Below are 25,789 nucleotides of genomic sequence, written 5' to 3'. Positions count from 1 at the left end.
ATATTACTGCAAATTTTGCAGTTTGCAACAATAAGCCATCAACTCCTTTTTGGGTCTATGAAATAGGCAATCGGATCGCTCGGATGTGCCAGGCGAGCTGTGTATAATGATAATCAAATTATCATTAATACTTATTCATCCCATGGAATCAAAAACTGCGCGACTTACAATCCTGATCGATCCGGTCAAGAAGAAAGCGTTCGATGAGCTATGTCTTGCGCAAGACTTGACGCCATCCCAGGTGATCCGCCAGATGATCCGCGAGTACCTTGAGAGGCATGACGTAGACTACGCGACGAAAGCCGTCATCAAGACGCCCAAGCCGGGCAAAAAATAACCTTGCTGTCGGCAGGCGAAACATCCATTTGCCAGATCAGTCTTTCCCGCCCAAAAAAAAGTCTTTGCTGGTTTTGATCAGATTTTCCGCATAGACGCCTATTTTTGCTGGTATGTGCCGAGCGTGAATATCGTGCTCCGTCAACTCTCGGCTGCGGCTTAAGGCCAATGCAAAATCCTCGTGATAATTGGCGGCGCCGATCAACTCCAGCAGCCCGGCCCGCGCCAGCTTTGTTTTCACTTTGAGATTAGCCTCGCACAATATCATCCGAACCCCGCGCTTCTGCATGTTCAGCACCACTTCTTCCAAGGTTAACAGCCCCGTCATATCCACGAACGGCACCCAACGCAAACGCAGTATCAGTATCCGGGGATCAGTGTGGGTATGAATCAGCACCCGTTCAAAATTCTCGACGGCGCCGAAGAAAACCGGCCCTTCGATCGCGTAGACCAGCACGCCGGGTGGCAATGTTGTCCAGCCTTGCTGAGCCAGTTCTGCTTTCAATTCAAGCTCGGAAAAATGCTGCACCTCGACCGCTGACGCCATCCTGCGCATGAACTGCATGATCGCCAGGATGACACCTATATTGACTGCTACTACCAAATCCGTCAGCACTGTCAACAAAAAGGTCACCAGCAAAATGATGACATCGGCGCGCGGGGCACGACGCAGCATTTTGGCGAAATGCCGCCATTCGCTCATGTTGTAAGCAACCACGAACAGGATCGCAGCAAACGCCGCCAGCGGAACATTCGTCGCCAGCGGCGCCAGGAATACAATTACCAGGACCAGCATGATGGCGTGGATAATGCCGGCTAACGGGCTGCTGCCGCCATTACGGATGCTAGTTGCCGTCCGCGCTATGGCTCCGGTTGCGGCAAAGCCGCCGAACAGCGGCGTCACCAGATTGGCCAGCCCCTGGCCGATCAACTCCTGATTCGAATCATGTTTGCTGCCGACCATGCCGTCGGCCACCACCGCCGACAAGAGCGACTCGATCGCGCCCAGCATGGCAATCGTAAACGCCGGGCCTGTCAATTCGACGATCTGCGACATGCTAATAGCCGGCATGGAGAGCGACGGCAAATGTTGCGGGATCTCGCCGAAAGCGGTGCCAATGGTGGCTACGCCGTTGAAATGGAAAATCGACTGCAACACGGTGGCCCCGACCAATGCCAGCAACGGTCCGGGAATGCGTTTCAAACGGCCGAGCCTGGACGAGCAAGTTGCCAAGCCTAAGCTGAGCAACGCAATGGCAGTCGTTGCCGGATGCAATTGCGGCAAGGCTTCAATGAGATGCCATAGTTTTTCATGGAAATGCCCGGCAGGAATCGCAGGCAGACCGAAAAAATCCTTCCATTGCCCGACCCAGATGATCACGGCGATACCCGTGGTAAAGCCGACGATTACCGGCGCCGGGATAAATTTAATGACGCTACCCATTTTTGCGATACCCATGAACAACAATATCGCGCCAGCCATCAGGGTCGCTATCTGTAGACCGGAGATGCCGTATTTGGCCGTAATGCCGGCCAGGATGACGATAAAGGCACCGGTAGGTCCGGCGATCTGGGTTCGGCTGCCGCCAAACATCGAGACCAGGAAACCGGCGACGATTGCCGTGTACAGCCCTTGTTCGGGCCGGGCGCCTGACGCAATCGCAAAAGCCATCGACAATGGCAGCGCCACCACGCCGACGATCGCGCCGGCAATCACATTGGGCAGCAGTTTGTCACGTGCAAAGAGGCCTGCCTTGCGCGCTTCCAGGATATTAATCACAGATCACCGCGAATCATGTTTAATCGTGTATGGATTACCCGGCTCCAATTTACACCATATGCGTATGCTATGATCATATGTAATCATAGTATGACAATCAAATTATCATAAATGCGATGCCTGAAATTCTGCAAATGCGAATAGCGAGTAATGAGTAATGAGTAGCCAATGGATAAACTGGATAAATTGAACGAACTGGACAAACACGTCCAGACAATCAAATTCTTCAGGGAACGCATCCCTGCATTTGCCTGCGTTCCAGGTTGTCACGACTGCTGCGGCCCTGTGTTGGCGTCCACCGTCGAAATGGCAAGACTACCGCGCAAGAACCAACAAGAGCAGGAAGCTGCGCTTGCCGCATTAGGCTGCCCGCATCTGGGGCCTGATGGCTGCCAGGTATACGAGGAGCGCCCGCTGATTTGCCGGCTGTTCGGAACGACGCCCAGGCTGGCTTGCCCGAATGGCAAGCGGCCCGAGGTAATGATCGCTCCCGTTATTGAAGAACGGGTCTACCGCTATTTCGAGCAAGTCCGCCACGTACTGGTTTGAAACCCCTGCTTTTACCCGATGACGTTGAAGATACAACCATGCTTTTAAATAACATCCGCGAACTTTCAGCGTTTTCCGGTAACGGCAAACCTTACATCTATAAAAACGCGCACTCTGTCTCCCTGCAATTCGACAACACCGCAGTGCAAAGCGAGATGTATGTGACGGAACCTGATGTACTTTTGCTAGGCTACACGGTGACGATGATGGGGTTTCTGCTATTCAAGCAAAGCCCCGGGACGATCGCCATGATCGGGTTGGGCGGCGGCTCTCTCGTCAAATATTGTTATCGCAATCTGCCGCAAGCGTCGATCGTAGTCGCCGAGAACAGCCCTGAAGTAATCGCGTTAAAAGATCATTTCCACATTCCTGAAAATGACCATCGATTGCAGATTCGTTGCCAGGATGGACGCGACCTGGTACGGCATGCCGATGGCGATTACGATATCCTGCTGGTGGATGGATTCGACCACACGGGACAACCGCCCCAGTTATGCAGCCAGGCCTTCTACGACGATTGTTATCAGGCGCTGGCGCCGGAAGGCATCATGGTTGTCAACTTGCTGGGCAGCAGCGTAGACATGACGCACTACCTCGACCGCATCCAACGCAGCTTCGACGGCGCAGCGATAGCAGTCGACGCCCTGGAATCCAACAACATGATTGTATTTGCATGCAAAGGGCAACTGCTGGACATGCCGGATCAAGCCGTCATGAACAAACTGAAAGATCTGGAGCCTCGCCATGCGCTAATGCTGCGCATGACCGCACAAGACATATTGCGGCAGCGCAGAAATGATAAATTGATCGCAGCGCTACGCCGCTCCGCTGAACAACTGCGCGGAGACTAAGCAGCAGGATGCCAGGTTGCGACACCACATGACTAACCCTAATCCCAATCTCTTCGAATTGCTGCTCCATCAAAGTGGAGGAAAGCCCTTCGTCTTCGACAACGACGATATGCGCACGCTGCATTTCGACGAAAAATACATACAAAGCGCAATGTCGATTTCTGCGCCGGACAAGCTGTTGCTGAGTTATACGCGGGCGATGATGGGCTTCCTGTTATTTCAGTCGGAGCCAAAACACATCTTGATGGTCGGGTTGGGCGGTGGATCGCTGGTCAAATATTGTTATCGATACTTACCGTCAACCCGCATCACCGTGCTGGAGCTGAACGCCGAAGTCATTGCGCTGCGCGACGAATTCATGATTCCAGCCGATGACCTGCGCCTGCAAATCATCCACGCAGACGCCGCGGCATATATGCAAGCCCGGCAGGAAAATATCGCTGATGTCATCATGCTGGATGGTTTTTCTGCCGATGGCGCGGCCCCTGAATTGAGCACCAGCGATTTCTATGCCGCCTGCCTGCGCAGCCTCGCTCCGCAAGGCGTCCTGGTATCCAATTTATGGGACCATCCAACTTCCCTGGCTCCTGCCATTGTCCACGCGACGCTAGATACGGATTGGCGTATATGGTGGTGCCGGACCGATGACAGCCACAACTATGTCGCCTTTTTCGTCAAAGGAAATGATCCAGGCATATTTCGGCCAGCGGCGCTCAATCGCGCCCGGAAACTGGATCAGCGCTTCGATCTACAGCTATCGGAACTGGTCCCTTCTTTCCAGCTGGCTAATCATTTTTGCGAAAAACATAAAACGATATCGAAAACATAATCAACGCCCCTGATTAATAAAGTCTGAGCGTACCCAACTTAAACACCTGAACAGATTTGAATTCCGCCTTGATCTGGTTGCGATTCGCAAGTATATTGATATTATTAGTTGCGATACGCAATCTCTTATTAGTAATCATATTGAGGGCGGCATGGGCTATTTCAATTTCCCGGTCAAACCTAGAGAACATACGATTCTCGAATTACGCGAATTCTCTCGGAAGCTGGTGCGCGAACTCGGTTTCATGCGGCCGTCTTTGGCAGATAGCGATCTCGCACCATCGGCGGTGCATGCAATCATCGAAATCGGCCTTGTGCCGGGTATCCAGGCGAGGAACCTGGCTATCGTACTGCGGCTGGACAAGTCGAATACTAGCAGGCAGGTGGCCAAACTTGAAGCGCTCGGCCTGGTAACCCGCGAGAGCACGGACGAAGACGGACGTTCTTTCAGGCTCTACCTGACCGAAGCGGGTCAAAAACTACGCGAAAAAATCGATCGATTTGCAACGGACCAGGTATCCAACGCACTGCGACAGCTGACTTCCACCGAACAGCAGACCTTGGTTCGGTCCTTCGCTTTGTACACGGATGCACTGACCCAGAACAACGCCGGCAAAGCGCTGCAACCAGAGGGATCGCCAGACCAGCAGATCCTGCAAGGCTATCAACCCGGATGCATAGGCGATATTGCAAGCTTGCATGCACGCTACTATTCGCAAGCATCGGGTTTCGGCGTCTTCTTCGAAAGAAGAGTGGCCACGGAACTGGCCGAATTCACCCTGGCCTTGCCTTCCAGGAGCAAGGCGCTCTGGCTCTATGTGGAAAACGGCAAGACATTAGGTTCGATCGCGATCGATGGCGACCAGACCACCGGCATCGCTCACCTGCGCTGGTTCATCGTGGACGATGCATTGCGCGGATCCGGCGTCGGACGCCGCCTGCTCTCGCTGGCGATGGATTTTGTCGATGAACGGTTCGACGAGACATACCTGTGGACCTTCAAGGGCCTCGACGCAGCGCGTCACCTGTACGAATCGTCGGGCTTCAAACTGACAGACGAAGCAGCAGGGTCACATTGGGGAACAACGGTTATCGAACAGCGTTTTAGCCGTCGTTCCGACAAAGTGCGCAGTTGATCTTCGTGGAAAAACCTGTGGCGGCGCTATCGTCAAAACGCCCATACCGGCTGGCGCTTCTCCAGAAAGGCATCGATCCCCTCACCCGCATCGTGCTCCATCATGTTGCGGGCCATGACGTCGCTGGCGTAATCGTAGGCATCGCTCACGGTCATCTGCTGCTGCCGGTAGAACATCGATTTTCCGTGACGCACCGCGGCCGGGCTTTTTGCCATGATTTCAGCCACTTTACCGGCTATCGCCGCGTCAAGCTGGTCTTCCGCAACCGCGTCATTGATCAGGCCCCATTCCTTGGCTGTTTCAGCGTCGATGAAGCGTCCTGTGATCAACATGTCGAAGGCGCGTTTCGATGAAATATTGCGGGACAAGGCGACCGCCGGCGTAGCACAAAACAAGCCGACGTTGATTCCGGAGACGGCAAACCGCGCAGTGTCCGAGGCAATCGCCAAATCGCAGCTGGCAACCAGTTGGCAGCCTGCGGCAGTGGCGATGCCATGCACCCGTGCAATCACCGGAACCGGCAGCGCCTGGATACTCTGCATTAACCGGCTGCAGCGGATAAACAAGGTTTTGTAGTAGGCCAGGTCAGGATGGCTGCGCATTTCGCGCAAATCATGGCCGGCGCAGAACGCCTTGCCAGCGCCAGCCAGGACCACGCAACGAACGCCGGGATCGCCGGCAATCAGATCCAGCTCATGCTGCAAGGCATCGAGCAACACCTCGGACAAGGCATTGAACTGCAATGGCCGGTTCATGCGTAACGTCACGACACCGTTGCAATTCTCTTTCTGCAGCATGACTTCGGTCAATTCGGTCAAATTAACGTGATCCATTGCGATGCCCCCGAGTCAATGGCTAGATTCAGTGTTTTGTACCCTGAATCATTTTACTCCGCTGATCGACACTTCCACCCGCCGGTTCGGCTGCAAGCACGCAATCAACGCTGTCTGCGGCTTGACGCCGGTACAGGCCTCGACCTGATCCTGTAAACCCCGCCCTTCAGCTGCAATCGGCGCCGTCACTCCGTGCGTTTGCAGATATTGCTTGACCGTGTTGGCGCGTGCCTGGCTCAAGCGCAGATTGTAGGCTGCGCTGCCAAGCCTGTCCGTGTAGCCGGTGACTGTCATAGACTGCACTGTGACCTGGCCGGCCGCCAGTTTCTGCGCCAGCGCATCCAGTTCTGCCCGTCCCTTCGGCAGCAAATCCTTATCGCCCGATTTATCAAAACGGAACAAGGCATCTGCCGACAAGGTGATTTTCTCTACTGTTGCAACCGGTTTCACTGGCGGCATGCAGCCTGCTGCCGATTTTTCGGCGCCACCAGTCAAGTCTTCGGCAATCTGGACATAAGGTTTGGCATGACGCCAGCCAGCGTCATGGATCTCATTGCCGGCATGGACCAGCTCGACTTCGCCGCACGCGGTCTGCTGCGCGGCGCAGGAAAATCCTGGCGATTGTTTCAGTGCGTCATAACGCGCCCACAAGTCAGGACGCAGTTTCTCCGCATGGTTCACCAGCGGCGTCTCCCAGCCGGCATCCTTGCCGCTTTCGAGCGCGCCGATAATTCGCTGGCTTTCGCTCAAGGCTGCTTGCGGAAAACCGCCGCGGTCATTGCGGCTGTATTCATGAAAGGAGACGTCCAGCCAGCATTGGGCCTTGGATAGCTGATAATCCGCAACCCGCCGGCCGCCGTCGTTGAGTGCCTTGATACGTTGCTGCGTCTCGCGATATACACCGTAGTCGCGATGAATCACAGCGTCGCCGATGCGGTCTTGCTGCGCAGCCAGCTTGCCGTCTGCGGGAACGTTCGGCTGCGCGCAAGCGCCCAGCGCCAACATGATCAAAGCAGCCCCGGCAGAACGGCATGGAATTGAAATATTCGACAACTTCATGGTCTTCCCTTTCTGGTTCGGGCTGGTATTCGCGCTATTCGCGCTATTTTCTTGCACTATTGTCTTCATGATTTATCTCTGCTCAGGGCTGGATTGACGGAGGATTTGCTGCCGCCGAAAAGGTCCTCGTCAAACTTGAAGCGAATCCGTATGTAAACGCCGCGATTGGTGTAGTCGGACCCGGTCAGGTCGGTGGCGCTGAAACCGCGCCAGTTGAAGCCGGCAGACAGCCACAAATTATCCTGCAGCTGGTAACCCGCCTCGAAGCCCTGCGCATACTGCTTGCTGCTGCCCTGCGGGCTATACAGCACCGAGCTCAGGGCGCTGATATCCCAGCGCTTGCTGATGTCGTAAGTCACCCGACCACTCAGCAGATAGGCTTGGTAGGTGCTGTTGGTGCCGTCGAAATAATCGCGCCGCCATTCTGCCGCGGCGCGGCCATCGATCCACCATGGCCGGCTCGGATGATAGTCGGCATGCATCGAAATGATGTGTTTATCGAAGCCCTGGCTGGCGCTCGGATCGCTGCTGTCGATGCCGCCGAGGTCGGTAGTGTTCTGTGGCACATACTGGTTCAAGCCGCTCTTGTCACGCTGTAGCCAGTATTCGTAACGCCCCAGCACATTCAGGCGATTGGTGTCGGTATCGCGGAAGGCGATACCGGTCTGCAAGCGGTTTTCCCACAGGTTGCCGGTGTGGCCGCGGTTATCGGTGTAGAGGAAATAATTGCGGCCGAGGAAAGTCCAGTCGCGGCTGATCTTGCGCGCCGCAGTCAAGGTCGACAGATAGGTATCGTTACCGGCCAGGAAGGAGGTAGTCGGCGCCACTTGGGTATTCGCGGTATTGACCATGGTGTAGGTCAGATCCTGCGTGCGCCGCCATTCCAGCCTGCCGCCCAGCAGCCACAGCTCGGTAGGCCGCCATTCGACGCCGCCGGTCAAGGCGTACGCGCTTTGGGTCTGGCCGCGCATGGCGTTCAGGTATTCGGCCGAGGTGGATACCTTGAGCGTATCGCTGATGTTCCAGGCGTTGCGCAGGCCGTTAGCCCATTGCAGCTGGTTGCCGTCGATTGCATCGCGCATGCGGTATTCGGAAAACACGCTCTGGTTTTTCATGTATTCGTTATCGATGCCGAATACAAAAGCGTTGCTGTTATAGACGCCGTCGGTCGCTTGCGGTGATGACAGCCCGGTCAGCCATTCGTATTTCGCATACAAGCGTCCCGCCTCGGAGAAATGATAGGCGGTACCCAGCGAGGCGCGATGATAGTTGTTACCGGCGATGCCGTTTTCATATTCACCGGTGAGATCGACCTTTTCCGTCATTTTGTAAGTACCGCGCAAACGCAGGCCGGTGCTTTCGTAACTGACGCCGGCCAGGCCGAAATTGCCGCCGTTGAGGCCATAGCCGGTATTAGGATTCAGCACGCTGTAGCCGGAACCGAAAGTCGATTGCGGACTAACCAGCAAACCACTGCCGAAGCCGATTGGCGTATTGATGTAGCTGCCTGCATCCTCACGCGTATGAGTCAGGCCGAGATCGACGTCCAGTTTAGGCGTCACGGCATACTTTACACCGGCGGCGCCGGCATCGCGCTGGGCATCGGCCACGCGGTCCTTGCTATGCGTGCCTTCGGCATAGACACTCCAGCGCTCGTCGATTTTCTTGGTGACCTTGAGCGCGCCTTCTTCTCGTCCTTGCGCCAGCGAAGCCGAAGGGTTGTTGAAATAAGGGTCGCTGCGGCCGTAGTAGGCACGCGCCTGCAAGTCTTCCGTCTGGTGCAAGGCTTCGACCCGCCAGGCGTTGCCGGTAACGTCTTGCAACAGACCGCCGGCGGCCGCGCCGGGCTGGCCGGCAGTCGGTTGCAGGCTGAATGGATTGCCCAACAGGCTGGACCCGACATCGCTGCCCAGCACGCTCTTGCTGCGTGCATACTCGGCCACGATCGCGGTATTTTCGCCCAGCTTGACGGTGGCGTTACCGCTCATCAAGGTGTAAGGGGTGTACGGATTCTTGTCTTTGACGTAGCTGCCGCCAACTTCCAGCATCTTGCCAAGCTTGAACTGGCCATCCAGGCCATAGACCCAGAAGGTCTCGCCGCCGGCATCGACTTCATAGGTAATCCGCAACGAATTGGGATTGCCGTTGGCGTCCACCGAGGGCACCGGCTGGTTGAGCAGGATGCGGCCGGAAAACGGCTCGAACGTATAGTCCGAATAACGCTGCAGCGATTGCACGGTGAGGATCACCGCCGGCTGGTAGCGGTCGCGGGTAACGATTTCGACCTTTTCCGAGCCCACCACGGCGTTCGCCTTGGATACTGCGAACGGTCCCGAGGTACCCTGGGCCGCGAATTCCTGCACCAGCTGTACCAGCGTATCTTTGGTGACGAAGGCATTGACCAGGATGCCGTCTTTATCGTAATGGCCACGGGCGCCGTTGATACTGCGGCTGTAATTGCCGAGGTCGCGCTTGCGCAGATTGGCTACGCTGCCGCCGCCGGTTTGCTGGCTGAAACCGTCGCCGGTGTTGAAGTCGCCATACAGCAGATACGATTTATCCTTGTCGATCCGGACATACAGCTTGGACACCGACTGCGCATCGAAACCCTTGATCGAGGCATCGCCATAGACCGGGTAGTAAGCATCCGGCCGGACATCGCGGAACAGCCTGGCCGAGGTATCCTTGTCGGAATCGTAGGCCATCGTCAGCAGTGCGTCGCCCTTGATTTTTCCTTTCAGGAAAAACGCTGAACGAACTGCGCCATACAGCTTGCCATTGCCGCTGCTGCGGGCCCAGCTGTTGATCTCTTGCTCGAAACCGTCGCCACGCTGTGCGCCGGAGAGCTGGAATGGCGACTTGCCGTCAAAATGAATAATCCCTTCCACCAGGCCAACCGCCAGCATCTCGCGCAACTCTGGCACAAAACTGATGACGCCCTGCGCCTGGGCGCGGCCGGCGGTAATCCGCACCGTCACATCTTGTGGTTGATACGGCGCCAGCAACAGCACATCGGCCTTGCCGTCCACTACCTTGACCTGGGTCCCGGGAGTAATCCGGTCGCGGTCCTTGCGGCCCGGGCCGAACTCGTCAGTAGCGGCGCCTGGCAGCTGGATGCGGCCGCCGGATGCTGCCACCGTAATCACGGTTTCGCCTTTGACCGGCTGGCCCTTGTAATCGAGCACGCTGATGCTGAGATGTGCCGGGGTCTGTCCATCCGCCGGCAAACTGTCCTGATCGACTTCTACCCGGATCATGCCGACCTGGCGATTCTGGCCATAGCGAGCACCTTCAATCTGATCCGGATACACCTGCGGCCCGGTGGTCAGATTACTGTTGCCGCCATTCAGCGCCGGCAGCGTCAAACCGTTTTGATAAAACCCGCTGTCCGTGTTGAATTGTGCGGCAGGCGGGCCAAAATCATGGCGCGCGCCTCCCGCATCCTGTCCCCAGGCCGGCCAGATGCTCATCAATGTCAGAGCCAGTGTGGTGTTGCGGCCGGTATGGCCGAATGTCTTGCGGGCCGCAGCCGTTGCCAGTTTATTGCGCATGGCTGGCTCCTTGGTTCATTTCCAAATCCTGCAGCGGTGTGTCGCGTTCACTGTTGGTGTCCGGCACCGGCGGCATGCTCGCGGCATCCTTGATGCGTGGCTTGACGATAGTCTGGTTGGCGCTGTCGGTACCTTGTTGCGGATAATCCGGCGCCTTGCCTTCGAATTTGAATCCAGGGCCGCGTTTTTTATCGATCTGAGGCGCACTGATTTCGCCTTGGGTGCGGCGTGCCTTGACTTGCTCCAGCACCGGATTGGAGCAGGAACCTTCAATGAAGTCGGCACGCTGTAATTCACCGTTTTTCAGATCCAGGAACAGACTGCCGGCATCCCCCACATTGCGGTTGCTGCTGACTACCAGCCGGCTGCCGCGCGGCAGCGTAGTCTGGTCGACTTTCAACACATGAGTCTTGGGCGGCAGGCCGCAAAAACTGTACTTGCCTTCCACATCGCTGACCAGGAACGTGCCGTCTTCCACATACAGGCGCACGCCGGGAATCCCCAGTTCTTCCTTGTCCTTGATCTGGTTGCCATTACAGTCGACAAAAATCATGCCGGCGAAACAGGCATCATTGGTAAATACGCCGCCGGTGACGCGCACCTTGGCTCTGGCCTCATTGCCGCAGTTGACGTTGCTGTTGCGCGGGCACGTCGCGGTGACACGATTGATGCCGTCGCCATTCATCGAGCCGACACCCAGCCGTACGCGATATGTCATCGTCACGCTGCTGTGCGGGTTAATGATATCCAGAACCGTTGTCAGGACCGGCCCGGGCGCGCCGTCCTGCCGTACCAGCGTCGCACCGCTGACATGCGTGCTGTTGTTAATCAACCGGAAACCAGGTGGCAGCCGGTCGATGATATTCGGTTGCACCACCGCTGCGGCACCCGTATTGGTGACGGTGACGGTGTACGTCACCATGTCGCCCAGTTCCGCTTCTTGCACACTGGCGGCTTTGGTTAATACCAGCAGACTCGCATTAGCGATCTGCGTGGCATCGCTGCTGCAACGAATCGAATCATTACATGCGGCGCCAGGCATTAATAGCGAAGCAGGATCGCCGCCGCCCGCTACCGATACGTAATTTGTCAGCGTCCCGCTGGCAGTTGGCGCTACATCGACACCATAAGTCAGCATGACACTGGCGCCCGCCACGATAGGTGTAGCCGGCGTGAAGTCGAAGGTCACGTTCTGAGCGTTGCTCACCACATTGCTGATGCTGCCTGCGCTGCTGGCGAGCGAGCCGGTGATCAGTGTCATGCCGTTTGGCAGCAGATCATTGACATGAATCGCACTGGTGGTTGGGCCACCCTTGGTATTGCTGATGGTAAGGGTGTAGCTGGCACTTGACCCTGCCGTGAAACTACCGGTATGCGCCTTGACTATCGACAGCGCAGGTACGGCGATAATCGTCGTCTGGTCATTGCTGCAATGCGTGGCGTCAGCGCAGGATGCGCCCGGCGGGATAGCCGGCGTCGGATCGCCGCCACCGCTTACGCTGGCGTAGTTGGTCAAGGTTCCGCTTATTGTTGCGGCGATATTTACGCTGTAAGTGACGGCGATGCTGGCGCCGGCGGCAAGCGGCGTGGCTGGCGTGAGATCGAAAGTCACGCCTTGCCCACTGCTGACTATATTGCCGATGCTGCCATTGCCGCTGGCAACAGAGCCGCTCACCAGGCTCATGCCTGCAGGCAGCAGATCGGCGACGTGGATCGCACCGCTAGTCGGATTCTGGCCGTTGTTACTGATGGTAACGGTATAGCTGCCGCTAGAGCCCGCGGTAAAATTGCCGCTGTGCGTTTTTTGCAGTTTGAGATCTGGTGCGACGGTGATCGCTGCGGCATCGTTGCCGCAATGATTGGCGTCGTTGCATGAGACGCCAGGCGTTGTTGGCGGGGTCGGGTCGCCGCCGCCCGCGACGCTAACGTAATTTATCAGGTTCCCCTTCGCTGTCGCAGCGATATTTGCCAGGTAGCTCACGGTAATGCTGGCGCCGGGCGCCAGCGGCGCTGTTGGCGTCAGGCTAAAGCTCATGTTCTGCCCGCTAATCGCAACGTTGCTGATACCGCCGCCGCTACTGGTGACTGCGCCGGCAATCACCGTCACTCCGGTTGGCAACAGATCGCTGATCTTGATAGCACCGGCGGTAGGTGCGCCGCCGATATTGCTGATCGCAAGGTTATAAGTGGTGCTGGAGCCGTTAGTCAGGCTGCCTGTGTGGGTCTTGACTATTTTGAGTAGTGGCAAAGGGGTAATTGCAGTTGAATCGTTGGCGCAATGATTCGTGTCGCTGCATGATGCACCGGGTGTGGGCGGCGGGGTCGGATCGCCGCCGCCGGACACTGCGGCGTAGTTAATCAACGTGCCACTGGAGGCCGCCGCCACATTCACTGCATAGGTCACGGTGATACTGCCGGCGGCAGGTATCGGTGCAGTTGGCGTCAGGTTGAAAGTGACAGTCTGGCCGTTGATGGCGACGTTACTGACACTGCCGCCACCACTGGTGACGGAACCGTTAACCAGGCTAATTCCGGTCGGCAGCCGATCGCTGATACTGAGTGCGCCAGTAGTGGGAGTGCCACCTGTATTGGTGATTGTCAGCGTGTAGTTGCCGGTGGAACCGGCCGCAAAGCTGCCGCTATGCGCTTTGCTCAACTTGAGGAAGGGAACAGGATTAATTACGGTTGGATCGCTGCTGCAATGCGTGCTGTCATTACAAGCCGCACCCGGGGTGACCGGTGCGGCCGGATCGCCACCGCCGGTAATGCCGGCGTAATTCGTCAATGTTCCAGTTGCGGTAGCCGCGACATTCACGTTGAAGGTCACTGTCACGCTGCCGGCCGCAGCTATTGGCGTGGTCGGTGTGAAATCAAAAGCCAGCGCCTGGCCATTGCTGACGATATTAGTGATAGTGCCGCTGCTGCTGGCAACGGAACCTGCCGCCAGGCTCATGCCTGCCGGTAGCAGATCACTAAGATGGATTGCGCCGGTGGTAGGCGTACCACCGATATTGCTGACTGTAAGCGTGTAGCTGCCAATTGCGCCGGCAGTGAAATTACCGCTATGGGATTTGAACACCTGCAGACTAGGCTTGGCGATCGGGTTGACCACCGGATGGCAGAACGCAGGGTTAGCCAATTCTGCCGGCGTCGGCTTAAGCGGGTCAGCCGGTATCTGGCAGTTCGGCACAGGTGGCGTGAAAGTACACGCCGCGCCGTCATACGGTCCGCAGCTGGACTGGGTTGGCGTCGTTGCGACGTTGATGATTGAAGCCGTCGCAGGCGTGTTGACTCTCACATTCAATGTCAATGTGATGAACTGGGAACGCGCCAGCACCGTCGGCGAAGAAGTCAGGTCCCAGGTGACTTTGCCGGCACTGAGGACACCCGGCACCGCCCCGCCGGCCGAGACGAATGTGGTTCCGGCCGGGATGACGTCCGACACTTGCCTGACGTCCGTTGCCAGCGTCAGCGGCAGATAACCGGGATTGGACAGTTTCAGGTTATAAGTCAGCAATTCCCCGGGAACAATCGCTACGCCTTGTATCGATGTGGCGCTGCCGGTTTGGGTGACATCCTTGAACAGTGACGAGATCGGCGTAGTACCCAGCACAGTCAATGTTGCACTCGCCGGCGATGCATTGGTTACACCTTGCGCTGTCTGCACCGCATTGGCAGGAACCGTGTTGATCAGGTTACCCTTCGCATTGCCGATGACATCCACGGTAACAACGCAACTCGTCCCCGCCGGCACCGTGGCGTTGGTGATCGAGATGGTTTGTCCTCCCGCCGGCGCAGTGATGGTGGGCGCACCGCAACTGCTTCTCGTCACATTGGGAACGAATGCAAATACCAAACCAGCCGGCAACGTATCCGACATGTTTACGCCGGTCAAATTAGGCCCGCCCGGGGAATTAGGGTTGATGATTTGCAAGGTCAAGGTAGTGAGCTCACCAACTCCGGTCCCCTGAATATTGCTGTCTATCTTGCCGTTACCGTTTTCCTGGAAAATCACAATCGGATTGAATCCCTTGGAGACTTGCGGCGCCTGTACGGTGGCAACAAACTGGACATTTGCGTCGGCAGGCTTGATATTGGTGGCGCTTGGATCGGGCGTGCCGGAAGAATCGGTGGCGGTCACGGCATTGGCCAGAATGCTGTTGGTAGCCGTTGCACCTGGCACCGCAAGCGGGCTGGAAGTGTCCGCAGCCACATTGAAGGTGATGGTACATGACGGGGGCGCTGCAGAATTATTGAAACCACTCAGCTGCGAAACCAGGAATGTCAGTGTTTTACCGGAAGTCTGAAAGGTTGGGGTCACACCGGGATTACTTGTACAGCTGACTGCCGCAGCAAGCGGCGTCGCGAACATCAGTCCGGCGGGCAAGGTATCCACCGTTTTCAGGTTAAAGCGCGTGGTCGAGGCCGGGTTCTGAATGGTAATGGTGGCTTTGGTTGTGCCGTTTAGCGGCAACGTGGTTGGGTTAAACGATTTCGCCGGGAACAGCGGCGGGCTACCGACAATCAACGCATTCGCGATGGCGCTCGGGCTACCTGGGGAACATGGACCGGCGCCGGTACATGCATTCACCGTGTTGCTTTGCGGTGTGCCCTGGGTTGGCGGCAAGAGCGCCGTATCTGCTTTTAAGCGCAACCTGACCACGCAATTGGTCGATGCTTGTGGCACAACGCCATTGGTCAGCGTCATGGCCTGTGATCCGGCCGTGGCGACAAGGGTACCGCCGCAGCTATTGCTAACGGTGGAAAAGACACGCAGATTAGGCGCTGTCCCGGCCCAGTTGTCCGCAAAAGTCAGGGGTTGCAGGTCAATATTCACGCCCCCTGCAGGAATGACTTTAGTGAGCGTCACGCTCATGTCGATCAATCCGCCCGTCACCGTGCCAGGTGCATGCCCCCCCGCTAACGCTCCTGCCGGATCCAGCGCTGCCTCGGTGATGAGTTGCGTAAAACTTTTCCCTACTTGCAGCGTTGGATTTTGTCCCGGTGATGTCGGGTTCAACGTTACAGTTGCGCTGGCGGGCAAGGGATTGCTTATGCCTTGCGTCGTTTGTATCGCATTGGCGGGAATCGTGTTGACCGGCGCTCCCGCTGTTGTGCCGACGACCTTGGCGGTAACGGTACAGCTTTGACCGGCGGGCAACGAGCCGCCGGCCAGCCTGACATTATTACCCGGCTGCGAAGTAACTGCGCCGCCGGCACAGGTTGTCGATAATGCGGTCGGGTTTGTGTAGAGCGCGAGACCCGCCGGCAATGTGTCGGTAACGCCAAGACCGGTCCATGCGGTTCCTGTGTCGTTATAGATGGTCCAGGTCATGGAAAAGGCCTGGCCGACAAAGGCGCTGGCGACAGAAAAGGATTTCGTCAAACGGTCCGCCGGGCGCGCAGTCACTGCCAACGTGCCAGTAGTAGCGCCGGCATTGGCGAGCGGCGGCGTGACCTGGCCGTTGAGGGAAGTCAGATCGCCGGCCTTGATAGTGTTTGACAGATTAACTGTGCCGGTTGCGATGCCGATATCGCCCACCACCTGCATCGTGACGGTGCAAGTACCACCCGCCGGGATGGTGCCCCCGACCAATGAAAACTGCCCATCACCGGGTGCGGCATTCAATGTGCCGCCGCAAGTCGTTGTGGCGCCTGCATTGGCAATCGTCATCCCGGCAGGGAAGGTATCGTTCAGATTGGTGTTGGTCAGAGGCAGGATGTTGGTGTTATTGAGCGTGATCGTCATCGTCGACGTTTGGCCCGACAAGATACTGTTTGGCGAAAAGGCCTTGGCACTTACCTGCGGCAAACCGGTATCGCGCCGGATCACGGTAAGTGACGCGCTGGCTGCTTGCGGCACTGTCTGGCCATCGGCCAGAGCCACGCCGGCAGGAATGGTATTGGTATAAATGCCGGCGGTGCTTGCCACCACGTCCACCTGGAAAGTACAGATATCGCCGAATTGCGCCTGGCCGCCCGCCACGGTAACTAACGTTGCACCTGGCGTTGCCGACAGCGTCGCACCGCAGGCATTCTGTATATTCGGATTTGCGGCAACGGTAACGCCCGGGGGCAGGTTGTCAGTCAGATTGAAGTTGGTGAGAGTCTGGCCCGGGGTCTGGTTGGCAATCACGATGCTCAGGTGACTGACATTGAACGGCGCCCGGTCTTGTATCTGCACCGGGTTGAACGACTTGTTGACGCCGGTGACTTGGGAAAATACCGTTCCGCTCCATAAGGAACTGCACGCTACAAACAGAATTCCAGCGAAAAGCGATTTACGCTTTTCAATGCGGCGTAAAAAACCCATGAGACCCTCTCAACTTTCTAAACAAGCTGCAAAACAATTTTTCGGAATTTTCTACACTTCCGATGCGATCTCTACCCTGTGCCTGATACTTATGCCTACTGTTTGTCGACAACAGCGCAGTTATAGATGCCTATAGCTGCCATACGAACTACGATCTGCGGTTTTACGAAATGTTTTCTTTTGGAAATTTTCTTTTTTGCAATTTTATTTAAAATGTTTTCATATTGCAATTAAATATCTACATCTCGCAAAAAAAAGCATTAAGTTGCAACACTCCGATTTTTTGTTAATTGCTTATCATTCAAACACTAGGTTCGATAACGCACTGACGTCGCGGCTTGCGCCATGCGACACTGTGGATAGTTATGTTGCGTGGGTAAAAATGCACGCCACCTGACCTTTCTCCATCATTTCGTGCGGGGAGGTATTGCCATCGACCAATCAACCATCTGGTATCTGATCGTCGGCGCCCTGCTGCTTTCCATGTGCTTGATGGCGTCGTTGCTGGATCGCCTGCCGATCAGTCCCGCCATGTTCTATCTGCCCGTCGGCTATATCCTGGGGCCGGCGGTGAGCGGCTTGATCAATGTCTCGCTCGTCCAGCATGCAGAACTACTGACGACGCTGGCCAAGATGGCATTACTGCTATCGTTGTTCACGGTCGGCCTGAAGTTGCGCCTGCCGTTTCGCGACCCCATCTGGCGCCTGCCGCTACGGTTGGGCGTGCTGGCGATGCTCGTCACGATTCCGCTGGTGACGCTGGCTGGCATGTACATGTTCAACTTGCCGCTGGGCGCAGCGATTCTGCTGGGTGGGATCCTGGCGCCTACCGATCCGGTACTGGCATCCGACGTGCAGATAAAAGATGTCACCGACCGCGATCGGATTCGCTATAGCCTGACTGGCGAAGGTGGCTTGAACGACGGTACCGCCTTTCCCTTTGTGATGCTCGGCCTGTCCTTGCTCGGCGTGCCGTCGGCAACCGCCTATATCAATACTTACGCGATACTGCATGTGGCCTGGGGCATAGCGGCCGGACTAGTCGGCGGCTGGCTCATCGGCTGGCTGGTGGGACGCCTGGTGGTTGGTTTGCGGCTGCGTTTTCGCCTGGCGCTGGGCATGGAAGAGTTCCTCGGCATCGGCTTGATCGCGCTAGCCTACGGTGTCACGGAGGCGATCCATGGCATTGGTTTTCTGGCAGTGTTTGCGGCCGGACTGGCGATACGTCGCATCGAGTCAACCAATAGCGGTCTGCAAGAGGTGGATCCGGACCAGCAGCGGACCGTAGTGCATATCGCTTCTGCCAGCCACAAAGAAAAAGTGGCGACCCATCCGGCCAAAGCATCGGCATATATGACAGAAACCGTACTCGGGTTTAATCAGCAGCTGGAACAGTTTGCCGAATTCGTGATGGTGACCCTGACCGGCATCCTGTTATCGCATATCGGCTTTTCCGCGGCGGGAGCATTGCTTGCATTACTGCTGTTTTTCGTGATTCGGCCACTCTCGGTTGCGTTCGCATTGACAGGCGCCAGAGTCTCGCCTCTGCAGCGGCGCCTGATGGCGTGGTTTGGCATCAAGGGCATCGGTTCGCTGTATTACCTGGTGTTTGCGTTGCAATATCGATGGCTGGCGCCCGCCGGTTATCGATCGACGGCGTTGGCGCCGACCATCAGTTCCATGGTGTTGACGGTGGTAGCGATGTCGATCGTGATGCATGGCATTTCCTCGACGCCGCTGATGGATATGTATCAGCGCCGCCGGCGGCGCTAAACTATGGTTGGCCGACCCGCCGATAACCCGCGGCCGGATGCCTGCCAGGCAAGTTCGGTTGCCCGCCGTCGAACAATTTCTCGCGCAAGGTACCCTCTTCATATTCCAGCTTGTAAGAACCGCGCGCCTGCAATTCAGGGATCACCAGGTTGATAAAATCCTCAAAGCTTTCCGGCGCCACTGTCCGCGCCAGGTTGAAACCGTCGATATCGGTGTCCCTGACCCACGCTTCCAGCTGGTCCGCCACTTGCTGCGGCGAACCGACTATGGTTACGTAACGCCCGCCCAGCGCCAGTTGATCCAGCAGCTTGCGCACGGTCCAGCCGGCATCGGCTGCCGTCACCGCCTTGGCGGAGGACTGGATGGCATTACTGCTGGCCGGCTTGATAGGTTCGTCGATGCCATAGGTGGAGAAATCAAATCCGGTGCCGCTGGCAAAGTGCGCCAGGCCGGCTTCCGGGTTGGCATAGCGGCAGTATTCGGCATATTTCTCGCGAGCTTCGGCGGCGGTCGGCGCCACGACGACCGAGATGCCCATGAAAATTTTCAGGTCATGCCGATGGCGGCCGGCCAGTTGCGCCTGGTCGCGCAAGTCGGCGACCAGCTTGCGCGCTGCCTCTGGCTTCTGGCTGGAAATGAATACGCACTCGGCATGGGCAGCCGCGAATTGCTGGCCGCGGTCTGAAGCACCGGCCTGATACAGCACCGGCGTGCGTTGCGGCGATGGCTCGCTCAGGTGGTAGCCGTCGACCTGATAATGCGGACCGCGATGATTTATGCGATGCACCTTGGCAGGATCGGCGAAGATCCTGCGTTGGCGGTCGCGCAGCACAGCGCCCTCCTCCCAGCTGCCTTCCCACAACTTGTACAGCACCTGCATGAATTCTTCGGCGCGCTCGTATCGCGCATCGTGTTCCGGTTGCTCGCTCAAACCCATGGCGCGCGCCGCGCTGTCCAGATAACCTGTGACGATATTCCAGCCGATCCTGCCGCGCGTCAGGTGATCCAGGGTCGACATGCGGCGCGCGAACAGATACGGCGCTTCATAAGTAAGATTGACGGTGACGCCGAAACCCAGATGCTGCGTAACTGCGGCCATCGCCGACACCAGCAACAACGGATCGTTGACAGGCAGCTGGATCGATTCGCGTAAAGTCAGGTCGGCTGAACCTTGATAGACATCGTAGACGCCGACGATATCTGCCAGGAACAAGCCGTCGAACTTGCCTCGCTCCAGCAGTTTGGCTTGCTCCGTCCAGTATTCAATGCTGGTGTATTCGGTGGAACGATCGCGCGGATGCGTCCACAGGCCATGGTTGATATGCCCGACGCAATTCATGTCAAAAGCGTTGAGGCGGATTTGCTTCTTCGCCATTGTCAGATCGCACCGTGCCGCGGTGGATTTTTGTGGTTTAGGTAGTAGTTACCGACCGCGTGGTATTTCCAGCGCACCGGATCGTGCAGCGTGTGGGTGCGGGCATTACGCCAGTGCCGGTCCAGATTATGCTCGGACAAAGTGGCTTGTGTACCGGCCAGTTCAAACAGTTTGCTACCGGCCGCCAGCGATACTTCCGTAGTCAGGACGCGGGCTTCGGCCACCGCGATCGAGGCGGCGGCGACGCTTTCGACAGTTGGCGCCGATGCGGCGCGGCCCACCGTTTCCCCCGCTACTTCAAGCAGCGCTTCGGCGCCAGCCAGACGCACCGCCAGATCGCCAAATTCACGCACCGTCAGGGGATCGTCGATGGCACGTTCCACCTTGCTATCGATCCAGGCGCGCGAACGGGTACGCACGAATACAGCCGCATCGTGCAGTGCGGCGCGGGCGATGCCGACGTCGATTGCAGCGTGCAGCAATTGCGCCACCGGCCCCAATGTGGTGGGACGCTCGAAGGCGCTCTGGAACGGCAGCACTTCATCCGCCTCGACCCGCACATTGTCCAGCACTACCGAACCGCTGCCGGTAGTACGCTGACCAAAACCGGACCAGTCGTCGATCACCTCCACCCCGGCCGCGTCACGCTTGACGATGGCCAATTGCTGCACGCCGTCGTCATCGATCACCGACACCGGAATCCGATGTGCGTATAGCGCGCCGGTCGCATAGAATTTGCGGCCATTGATACGGAATCCCTCGCCATCCTTGCTCAGGCGGGTACGCCGCTCCTGTGAGGTACGCGTGCCAAGCTCTGCCAGGGCGTTGCCGAACCGTTCGCCGGCCAGGATCCGTTCAAAGTAAAAACGCTTTTGCGCATCGCTGCCGTTCACCCGCAGAATCTCGACCGCGTAAAAGTGGTTCTGCGGGATCTGCCCCAGCGAGCCGTCAGCTGCGGCAATGGTGGCGATCACTTCAGCCAAGGTGCCATACGATACGCCGGCGCCGCCATATGCGCGCGGCACGGAGATTCCCCACAAGCCGGAGCGGGAAAATTGTTCAAGTTCGTTCAGCGGCAGTCGCCGTTCACGGTCACGCTGGCTGGCTTCTTTGGTAAATGCCGCCGCCAGCGCCCGCGCCGCGGCCAACGCCTGGATGTCGTCGAGGATACGCACCACCGGGCCTTCGGCGGCATTAATTTGGGTAGTCATGATGTCAGTTCCAGGAGTGGCGCGCCGGTGCGATACCGTTCAGCAGATAATTACCGATGGCATGCAGCTTCCAGCGCACCGGATCGTGCAAGGTGTGGGTGCGCGCATTGCGCCAGTGGCGATCAAGATTATGTTCCGCCAGGGTCGCGGCAGAACCGGCCAGTTCAAATAGTTTTTCACTGGCGTGCAGAGCAATTTCAGTGGTCAGGACTTTGGCTTTAGCAACCGCAATCGAGGCGCGGGCGGATGCTTCGGCATCGATTGCGACCGTGGCGATCTGGTCGAGTACGCCGGCAGCCTTGGCCAGCAACGCGTTAGCCGCGTGCAGCCGGATCTTCAGATCGCCGATATCGCGGATGATATAGGGATCGTCGCTGGCACGTTCGACGCCGCTATCGGCCCAGGGGCGCGAACGGGTACGGACGAAATTGATCGCATCATCGATCGCAGCTTCAGCGATGCCGGCGTCGATCGCAGCCTGTATCAATTGCGAAACCGGCCCCTGGATGCCGGCCTGCCCGGCCTGCTTATGCAGCGGCAGCACATTTTCAATGGCCACTGGCAGGTTATCCAGCAACACCGTGCCGCTGGCAGTGGTGCGTTGGCCAAACCCCGACCAGTCGTCGACGATAGTCAGGCCGGGCGTGCCGCGCTTGACGAACACCAACACCACGCGGCCTTGTTCATCCAGCGCTTTTACCGGCACCCAATGGGCAAACAAGGCACCGGTCGAATAGAATTTCTTGCCGCTCAGGCGATAGCCGCCGGGTGTTTCCAGCAAACGCGCTTTCATCTCCAATATATTCCTGGTGCCGCGTTCCGGCCCGGCGTTGCCAATCCGCTGACCGGCCAGGACATCGACGTAGATGCGGGCTTTTTGCGCAGCGTCGGCGCTCTGCGCAACCACACCGAGAATGCCGAAATGGTTTTGCGGGATTTGCCCCAAGGCCGGATCGGCTGAACACAATACACGGAATACTTCGGCCAGCGTGCGGTAGGAAACCTCGGCACCGCCAAATGCTTTTGGAACGCTGATGCCCCCCAGGCCGCTGGCTGAGAATTTTTCAATTTCCGCCCACGGCAAACGCCGGTCGCGGTCACGTTCACTGGCGCCGGTACGGAATTCGGCCGCTAGTGCACGTGCTACATCCAATGCTTCCTGGTCGCTGCCGATGCGATGCGCCGGAACGACCCGGGGTAACAGGTCGACCGGGCTTGCCTCAATTGCTGCTGTCGCGATAGACGACATGAATCACCTCTTCTGTGGCGCGCCAGATTGCAACTCGTGATTGCAATCCATTGCGAAGGAAGAAACGATAGCGTGCGGGGGCAAGCTGCGTCCAATAAGAAAAACGTCCGAGATTATGCGGAAAATGCTTTACGGCTCTTTATAAGCAACGTTTATAAGCATCGATACGGATAGGTCGGAGATACCCGAAAACCGGTCGGGGTGAACCTGGCGCCGCGGTCAGTCATCCATTACATCGAAGGACCGCGGCCAAGATAGAGAATTGCGGAAGGGAAGGCAGTAACGTCAGCGCGCTACAAAAACTGCATCAGACTGCGTCAGGACCGGTTTCGCCGGTACGGATACGGATCACTTGTTCGATATTACGCACGAAAATCTTGCCGTCGCCGATCTTGCCGGTGCGCGCCGCCTTGATGATGGCGTCGACTGCACGTTCAGTCAGGGCATCGTCGATCACCAGTTCGACTTTCACTTTTGGCAGGAAATCGACCACGTATTCGGCGCCGCGGTACAGCTCGGTATGGCCTTTCTGACGGCCGAAGCCTTTTACTTCAGTCACGGTCAGGCCGGTGACGCCAACTTCGGCAAGGGCTTCACGCACCTCGTCCAGCTTGAAGGGTTTGATAACGGCGGTAATTTGCTTCATGACAACTCCTTTAGGCATTAAACATAAATCTTTGCAGCGCTGTGCCTAAAATGACGGCACAGCATGGTTAAAGCTCAACCTGTAAGAGTATAGGAAAAACTCGGTTTGTCTATAACCGTAAATCAATATCTGCGACAAAATCTACAACAACGGCGATAACAACCCGCTTTCTCCCTATTTTTGGGCAGGGAAACGATCAGTCGGGAATATTCGCCAGATCGTTCAGCCACACGGTCGCGTCAGAATCGCTAGGCGCACGCCAATCGCCGCGTGGCGATAACGAGCCGCCGCTTCCGACTTTAGGCGCGTTTGGCACGCAGGAACGCTTGAACTGGCTGGTCCTGAAAAAGCGGTCGAGGAAGATCGCCAGGTTGCGCTTGATCGCCGCCAGATCGTACTGGTTCCGTACTATCTTCTCATTATGGGGCCAGCTGCCTTTAGTCTTGTCTTGCCAGGCTGAAAGCGCCAGGAAAGCGACTTTCGACGGCGCAAAGCCGTAGCGCAGGATGTAGTACAAGTTAAAGTCCTGCAACTCATACGGGCCGATGACGTCTTCCGTAATCTGCTCTGGCTTTCCGCTAGCCTTGCCTGGCACCAGTTCCGGACTGATCTCGGTACTCAGCACATTCAGCAGCACATCGGAACCCTGGCCGCCGATGGCGCCAGTCTCGGCCACCCAGCGCACCAGATGGCTGATCAAGGTCTTCGGCACGCTGGCGTTGACGTTGTAATGCGACATGTGATCGCCGACGCCGTAAGTACACCAGCCCAGGGCCAGCTCGCTCAGGTCGCCGGTACCGATGACAATCGCGTGATTGAAGTTCGCCAGCCGGAACAGATGATTGGTGCGCTCGCCGGCCTGAACGTTTTCGAAAGTGATGTCGAACTGGTCCTGGCCCGCAGCATAAGGATGGCCCAGATCTTTCAACATTTGCAGGCAGCTCGGGCGAATGTCGATTTCCGCCGCCGTGCAGCCAACCAGCTGCATCAGCTGCCTGGCCTGCAGCAAGGTGCGGTCGCTGGTGGCAAAACCAGGCATGGTGTAAGCCAGGATATTCGAACGCGGCAGGTTCAGGCGGTCCATCGCCTTAGCGCAGACCAGCAACGCATGGGTTGAATCCAGTCCGCCGGAAACGCCGATCACCACTTTGGATATCTTGCTGGCCGACAGGCGCTGCACCAACGCTTGGACCTGGATGTTGTAGACCTCGGTGCAACGTTCATCGCGGCGCTTGGTATCGGCCGGGACATAGGGGAAACGCTCGACCTTGCGCGCCAACGGCAGGGCCGTGTCCAAAGGTAGCGCCAGTTCGAAGCGCAGCACCTCGAATTTGGCCACCTCATCGGCATGACGCCGGACCGACTGCCCGAAAGTGGTCTGACGCATCCGTTCGCGCGACAACCGTTCGAGATCGACATCGGCAAAGATGACATGCGAATTGTCCAGGAATCGCTCGGATTCTGCCAGCAGTTCGCCGTTCTCGTAAATCAGACCCTGCCCGTCCCAGGCCAGGTCAGTCGACGACTCGCCCTTGCCGGCCGAGGTATACAAATACGCCGACAGGCAGCGCGCGGATTGTTGTGCCACCAGTTGATGGCGATAACCGGCTTTCCCCACCACCACATTCGAGGCGGAAAGATTGACCAGGACACTGGCGCCGGCCAGCGCCGCAAACGATGAGGGTGGAATAGGCACCCAAACGTCTTCGCAAATCTCGACATGGAATCTCAGGAGCGGCAGGTTGCTCACCTCGAACAGCAAGCCGGTACCGAATGGAATGCTGGCGCCAAACAATCGGATTTGGCGGGTTGCGGTATTTTCAGCGGGGCTGAATTGGCGCATCTCATAAAACTCGCCGTAGTTTGGCAGATAGCTCTTGGGTACGATGCCCTGGATCCGGCCGCCGGCAATCACCACGGCGCAATTGAACAGTTGATGCTCGACGCGTAAAGGCAAGCCGACGATCATGGCCGGCGCCAGCGTGGCCGAAGCCTCCACTATTGTGGCCAAGGCAGCTTCACAGGCATCCAGCAAAGCACGTTGGTGAAACAGGTCGTCGCAGGTGTAGGCAGACAAACCCAGCTCCGGAAACGCCACCAGCACAGCGCCCTGCTGCTCTGCCTGTCTGGCGAGCGCGATAGTTTCGGCGGCGTTAAAAGCCGGGTCCGCTATCCGGCAATTCGGGATGGCGACCGCGACACGCGCAAAATCATGGGAGTAAAGGTTCAGAAACTTATTGGTTGTCATCATTCTTCCTGCGCTCTGCTTGATAGGCTAATTATCGCATGCTAATGCCTT

16 protein-coding genes are annotated in these 25,789 nt (G+C 57.4%); 6 read left to right on the top strand and 10 right to left on the bottom strand.

Annotated elements, in window-relative coordinates:
* Positions 1-142: 142 nt before the first annotated feature.
* Positions 143-337, top strand: a complete 195-nt coding sequence (locus BM205_RS12825; protein WP_092415087.1) for a ribbon-helix-helix protein, CopG family — start codon at positions 143-145, stop codon at positions 335-337.
* 36 nt (positions 338-373) lie between these two features.
* Here BM205_RS12825 and BM205_RS12820 read toward each other — a convergent pair whose 3' ends face one another.
* Positions 374-2,116, bottom strand: coding sequence for a SulP family inorganic anion transporter (locus BM205_RS12820; RefSeq protein ID WP_092415014.1), 1,743 nt, complete (start codon positions 2,114-2,116; stop codon positions 374-376).
* Between the two features lie 195 nt (positions 2,117-2,311).
* Between BM205_RS12820 and BM205_RS12815 the strand changes: the two genes are divergently transcribed.
* From BM205_RS12815 to BM205_RS12800, 4 genes are all read left to right on the top strand, one after another.
* Positions 2,312-2,665, top strand: a complete 354-nt coding sequence (locus BM205_RS12815) for a YkgJ family cysteine cluster protein (RefSeq protein WP_371326489.1) — start codon at positions 2,312-2,314, stop codon at positions 2,663-2,665.
* Positions 2,666-2,703: 38 nt separating this feature from the next.
* The gene (locus tag BM205_RS12810; RefSeq protein ID WP_092415010.1) at positions 2,704-3,516 is read left to right on the top strand and encodes a fused MFS/spermidine synthase; all 813 of its coding nucleotides are present in this window, start codon (positions 2,704-2,706) and stop codon (positions 3,514-3,516) included.
* A 28-nt stretch (positions 3,517-3,544) separates the two neighbouring features.
* Complete coding sequence (locus tag BM205_RS12805; protein ID WP_254783873.1) at positions 3,545-4,345, top strand: fused MFS/spermidine synthase; 801 nt, start codon at positions 3,545-3,547, stop codon at positions 4,343-4,345.
* Between the two features lie 151 nt (positions 4,346-4,496).
* Complete coding sequence (locus BM205_RS12800) at positions 4,497-5,480, top strand: bifunctional helix-turn-helix transcriptional regulator/GNAT family N-acetyltransferase (RefSeq protein WP_092415006.1); 984 nt, start codon at positions 4,497-4,499, stop codon at positions 5,478-5,480.
* A 32-nt stretch (positions 5,481-5,512) separates the two neighbouring features.
* Here the strand turns inward: BM205_RS12800 and BM205_RS12795 are convergent, their stop codons facing one another.
* The 4 genes from BM205_RS12795 to BM205_RS12780 are packed head-to-tail and all read right to left on the bottom strand — an operon-like array spanning position 5,513 to position 17,236.
* Entirely contained in the window at positions 5,513-6,313 is an 801-nt protein-coding gene (locus BM205_RS12795; protein WP_175511258.1) for an enoyl-CoA hydratase, read from the bottom strand.
* Between the two features lie 48 nt (positions 6,314-6,361).
* Positions 6,362-7,441: an OmpA family protein gene (locus BM205_RS12790; RefSeq protein ID WP_092415004.1), complete on the bottom strand. Its 1,080-nt coding sequence runs from the start codon at positions 7,439-7,441 to the stop codon at positions 6,362-6,364.
* Positions 7,438-10,923, bottom strand: coding sequence for a hypothetical protein (locus BM205_RS12785; RefSeq protein WP_092415002.1), 3,486 nt, complete (start codon positions 10,921-10,923; stop codon positions 7,438-7,440). The genes BM205_RS12790 and BM205_RS12785 overlap by 4 nt, the downstream gene beginning before the upstream one ends.
* Positions 10,913-17,236, bottom strand: a complete 6,324-nt coding sequence (locus BM205_RS12780) for a DUF7933 domain-containing protein (protein WP_092415000.1) — start codon at positions 17,234-17,236, stop codon at positions 10,913-10,915. Before BM205_RS12780 ends, BM205_RS12785 begins: the two co-directional genes overlap by 11 nt.
* Before the next feature lie 372 nt (positions 17,237-17,608).
* On the opposite strand from BM205_RS12780, the gene BM205_RS12775 reads away from it, so the two are divergent.
* Entirely contained in the window at positions 17,609-19,009 is a 1,401-nt protein-coding gene (locus tag BM205_RS12775) for a cation:proton antiporter (protein ID WP_254783872.1), read from the top strand.
* A 1-nt stretch (position 19,010) separates the two neighbouring features.
* Here the strand turns inward: BM205_RS12775 and BM205_RS12770 are convergent, their stop codons facing one another.
* The 5 genes from BM205_RS12770 to BM205_RS12750 form a co-directional block, all read right to left on the bottom strand.
* Positions 19,011-20,384 (bottom strand): LLM class flavin-dependent oxidoreductase, encoded by a 1,374-nt coding sequence (locus tag BM205_RS12770; RefSeq protein WP_092414998.1) that lies wholly within the window; start codon positions 20,382-20,384, stop codon positions 19,011-19,013.
* 2 nt (positions 20,385-20,386) lie between these two features.
* Positions 20,387-21,595, bottom strand: coding sequence for an SfnB family sulfur acquisition oxidoreductase (locus tag BM205_RS12765; protein WP_092414996.1), 1,209 nt, complete (start codon positions 21,593-21,595; stop codon positions 20,387-20,389).
* Between the two features lie 4 nt (positions 21,596-21,599).
* Complete coding sequence (locus tag BM205_RS12760) at positions 21,600-22,844, bottom strand: SfnB family sulfur acquisition oxidoreductase (protein ID WP_092414995.1); 1,245 nt, start codon at positions 22,842-22,844, stop codon at positions 21,600-21,602.
* A gap of 307 nt (positions 22,845-23,151) precedes the next feature.
* Positions 23,152-23,490 carry a P-II family nitrogen regulator gene (locus BM205_RS12755; RefSeq protein ID WP_038487829.1) on the bottom strand — a complete coding sequence of 113 codons (339 nt, stop codon included), beginning with the start codon at positions 23,488-23,490 and terminating at the stop codon, positions 23,152-23,154.
* Positions 23,491-23,686: 196 nt separating this feature from the next.
* The gene (locus tag BM205_RS12750; protein ID WP_371326485.1) at positions 23,687-25,738 is read right to left on the bottom strand and encodes an NAD(+) synthase; all 2,052 of its coding nucleotides are present in this window, start codon (positions 25,736-25,738) and stop codon (positions 23,687-23,689) included.
* Positions 25,739-25,789: the final 51 nt, after the last annotated feature.

This window comes from Collimonas sp. OK307 (assembly GCF_900113705.1).
GTDB lineage: Bacteria > Pseudomonadota > Gammaproteobacteria > Burkholderiales > Burkholderiaceae_D > Collimonas.
This window is presented reverse-complemented; position numbering and strand designations above follow the sequence as displayed.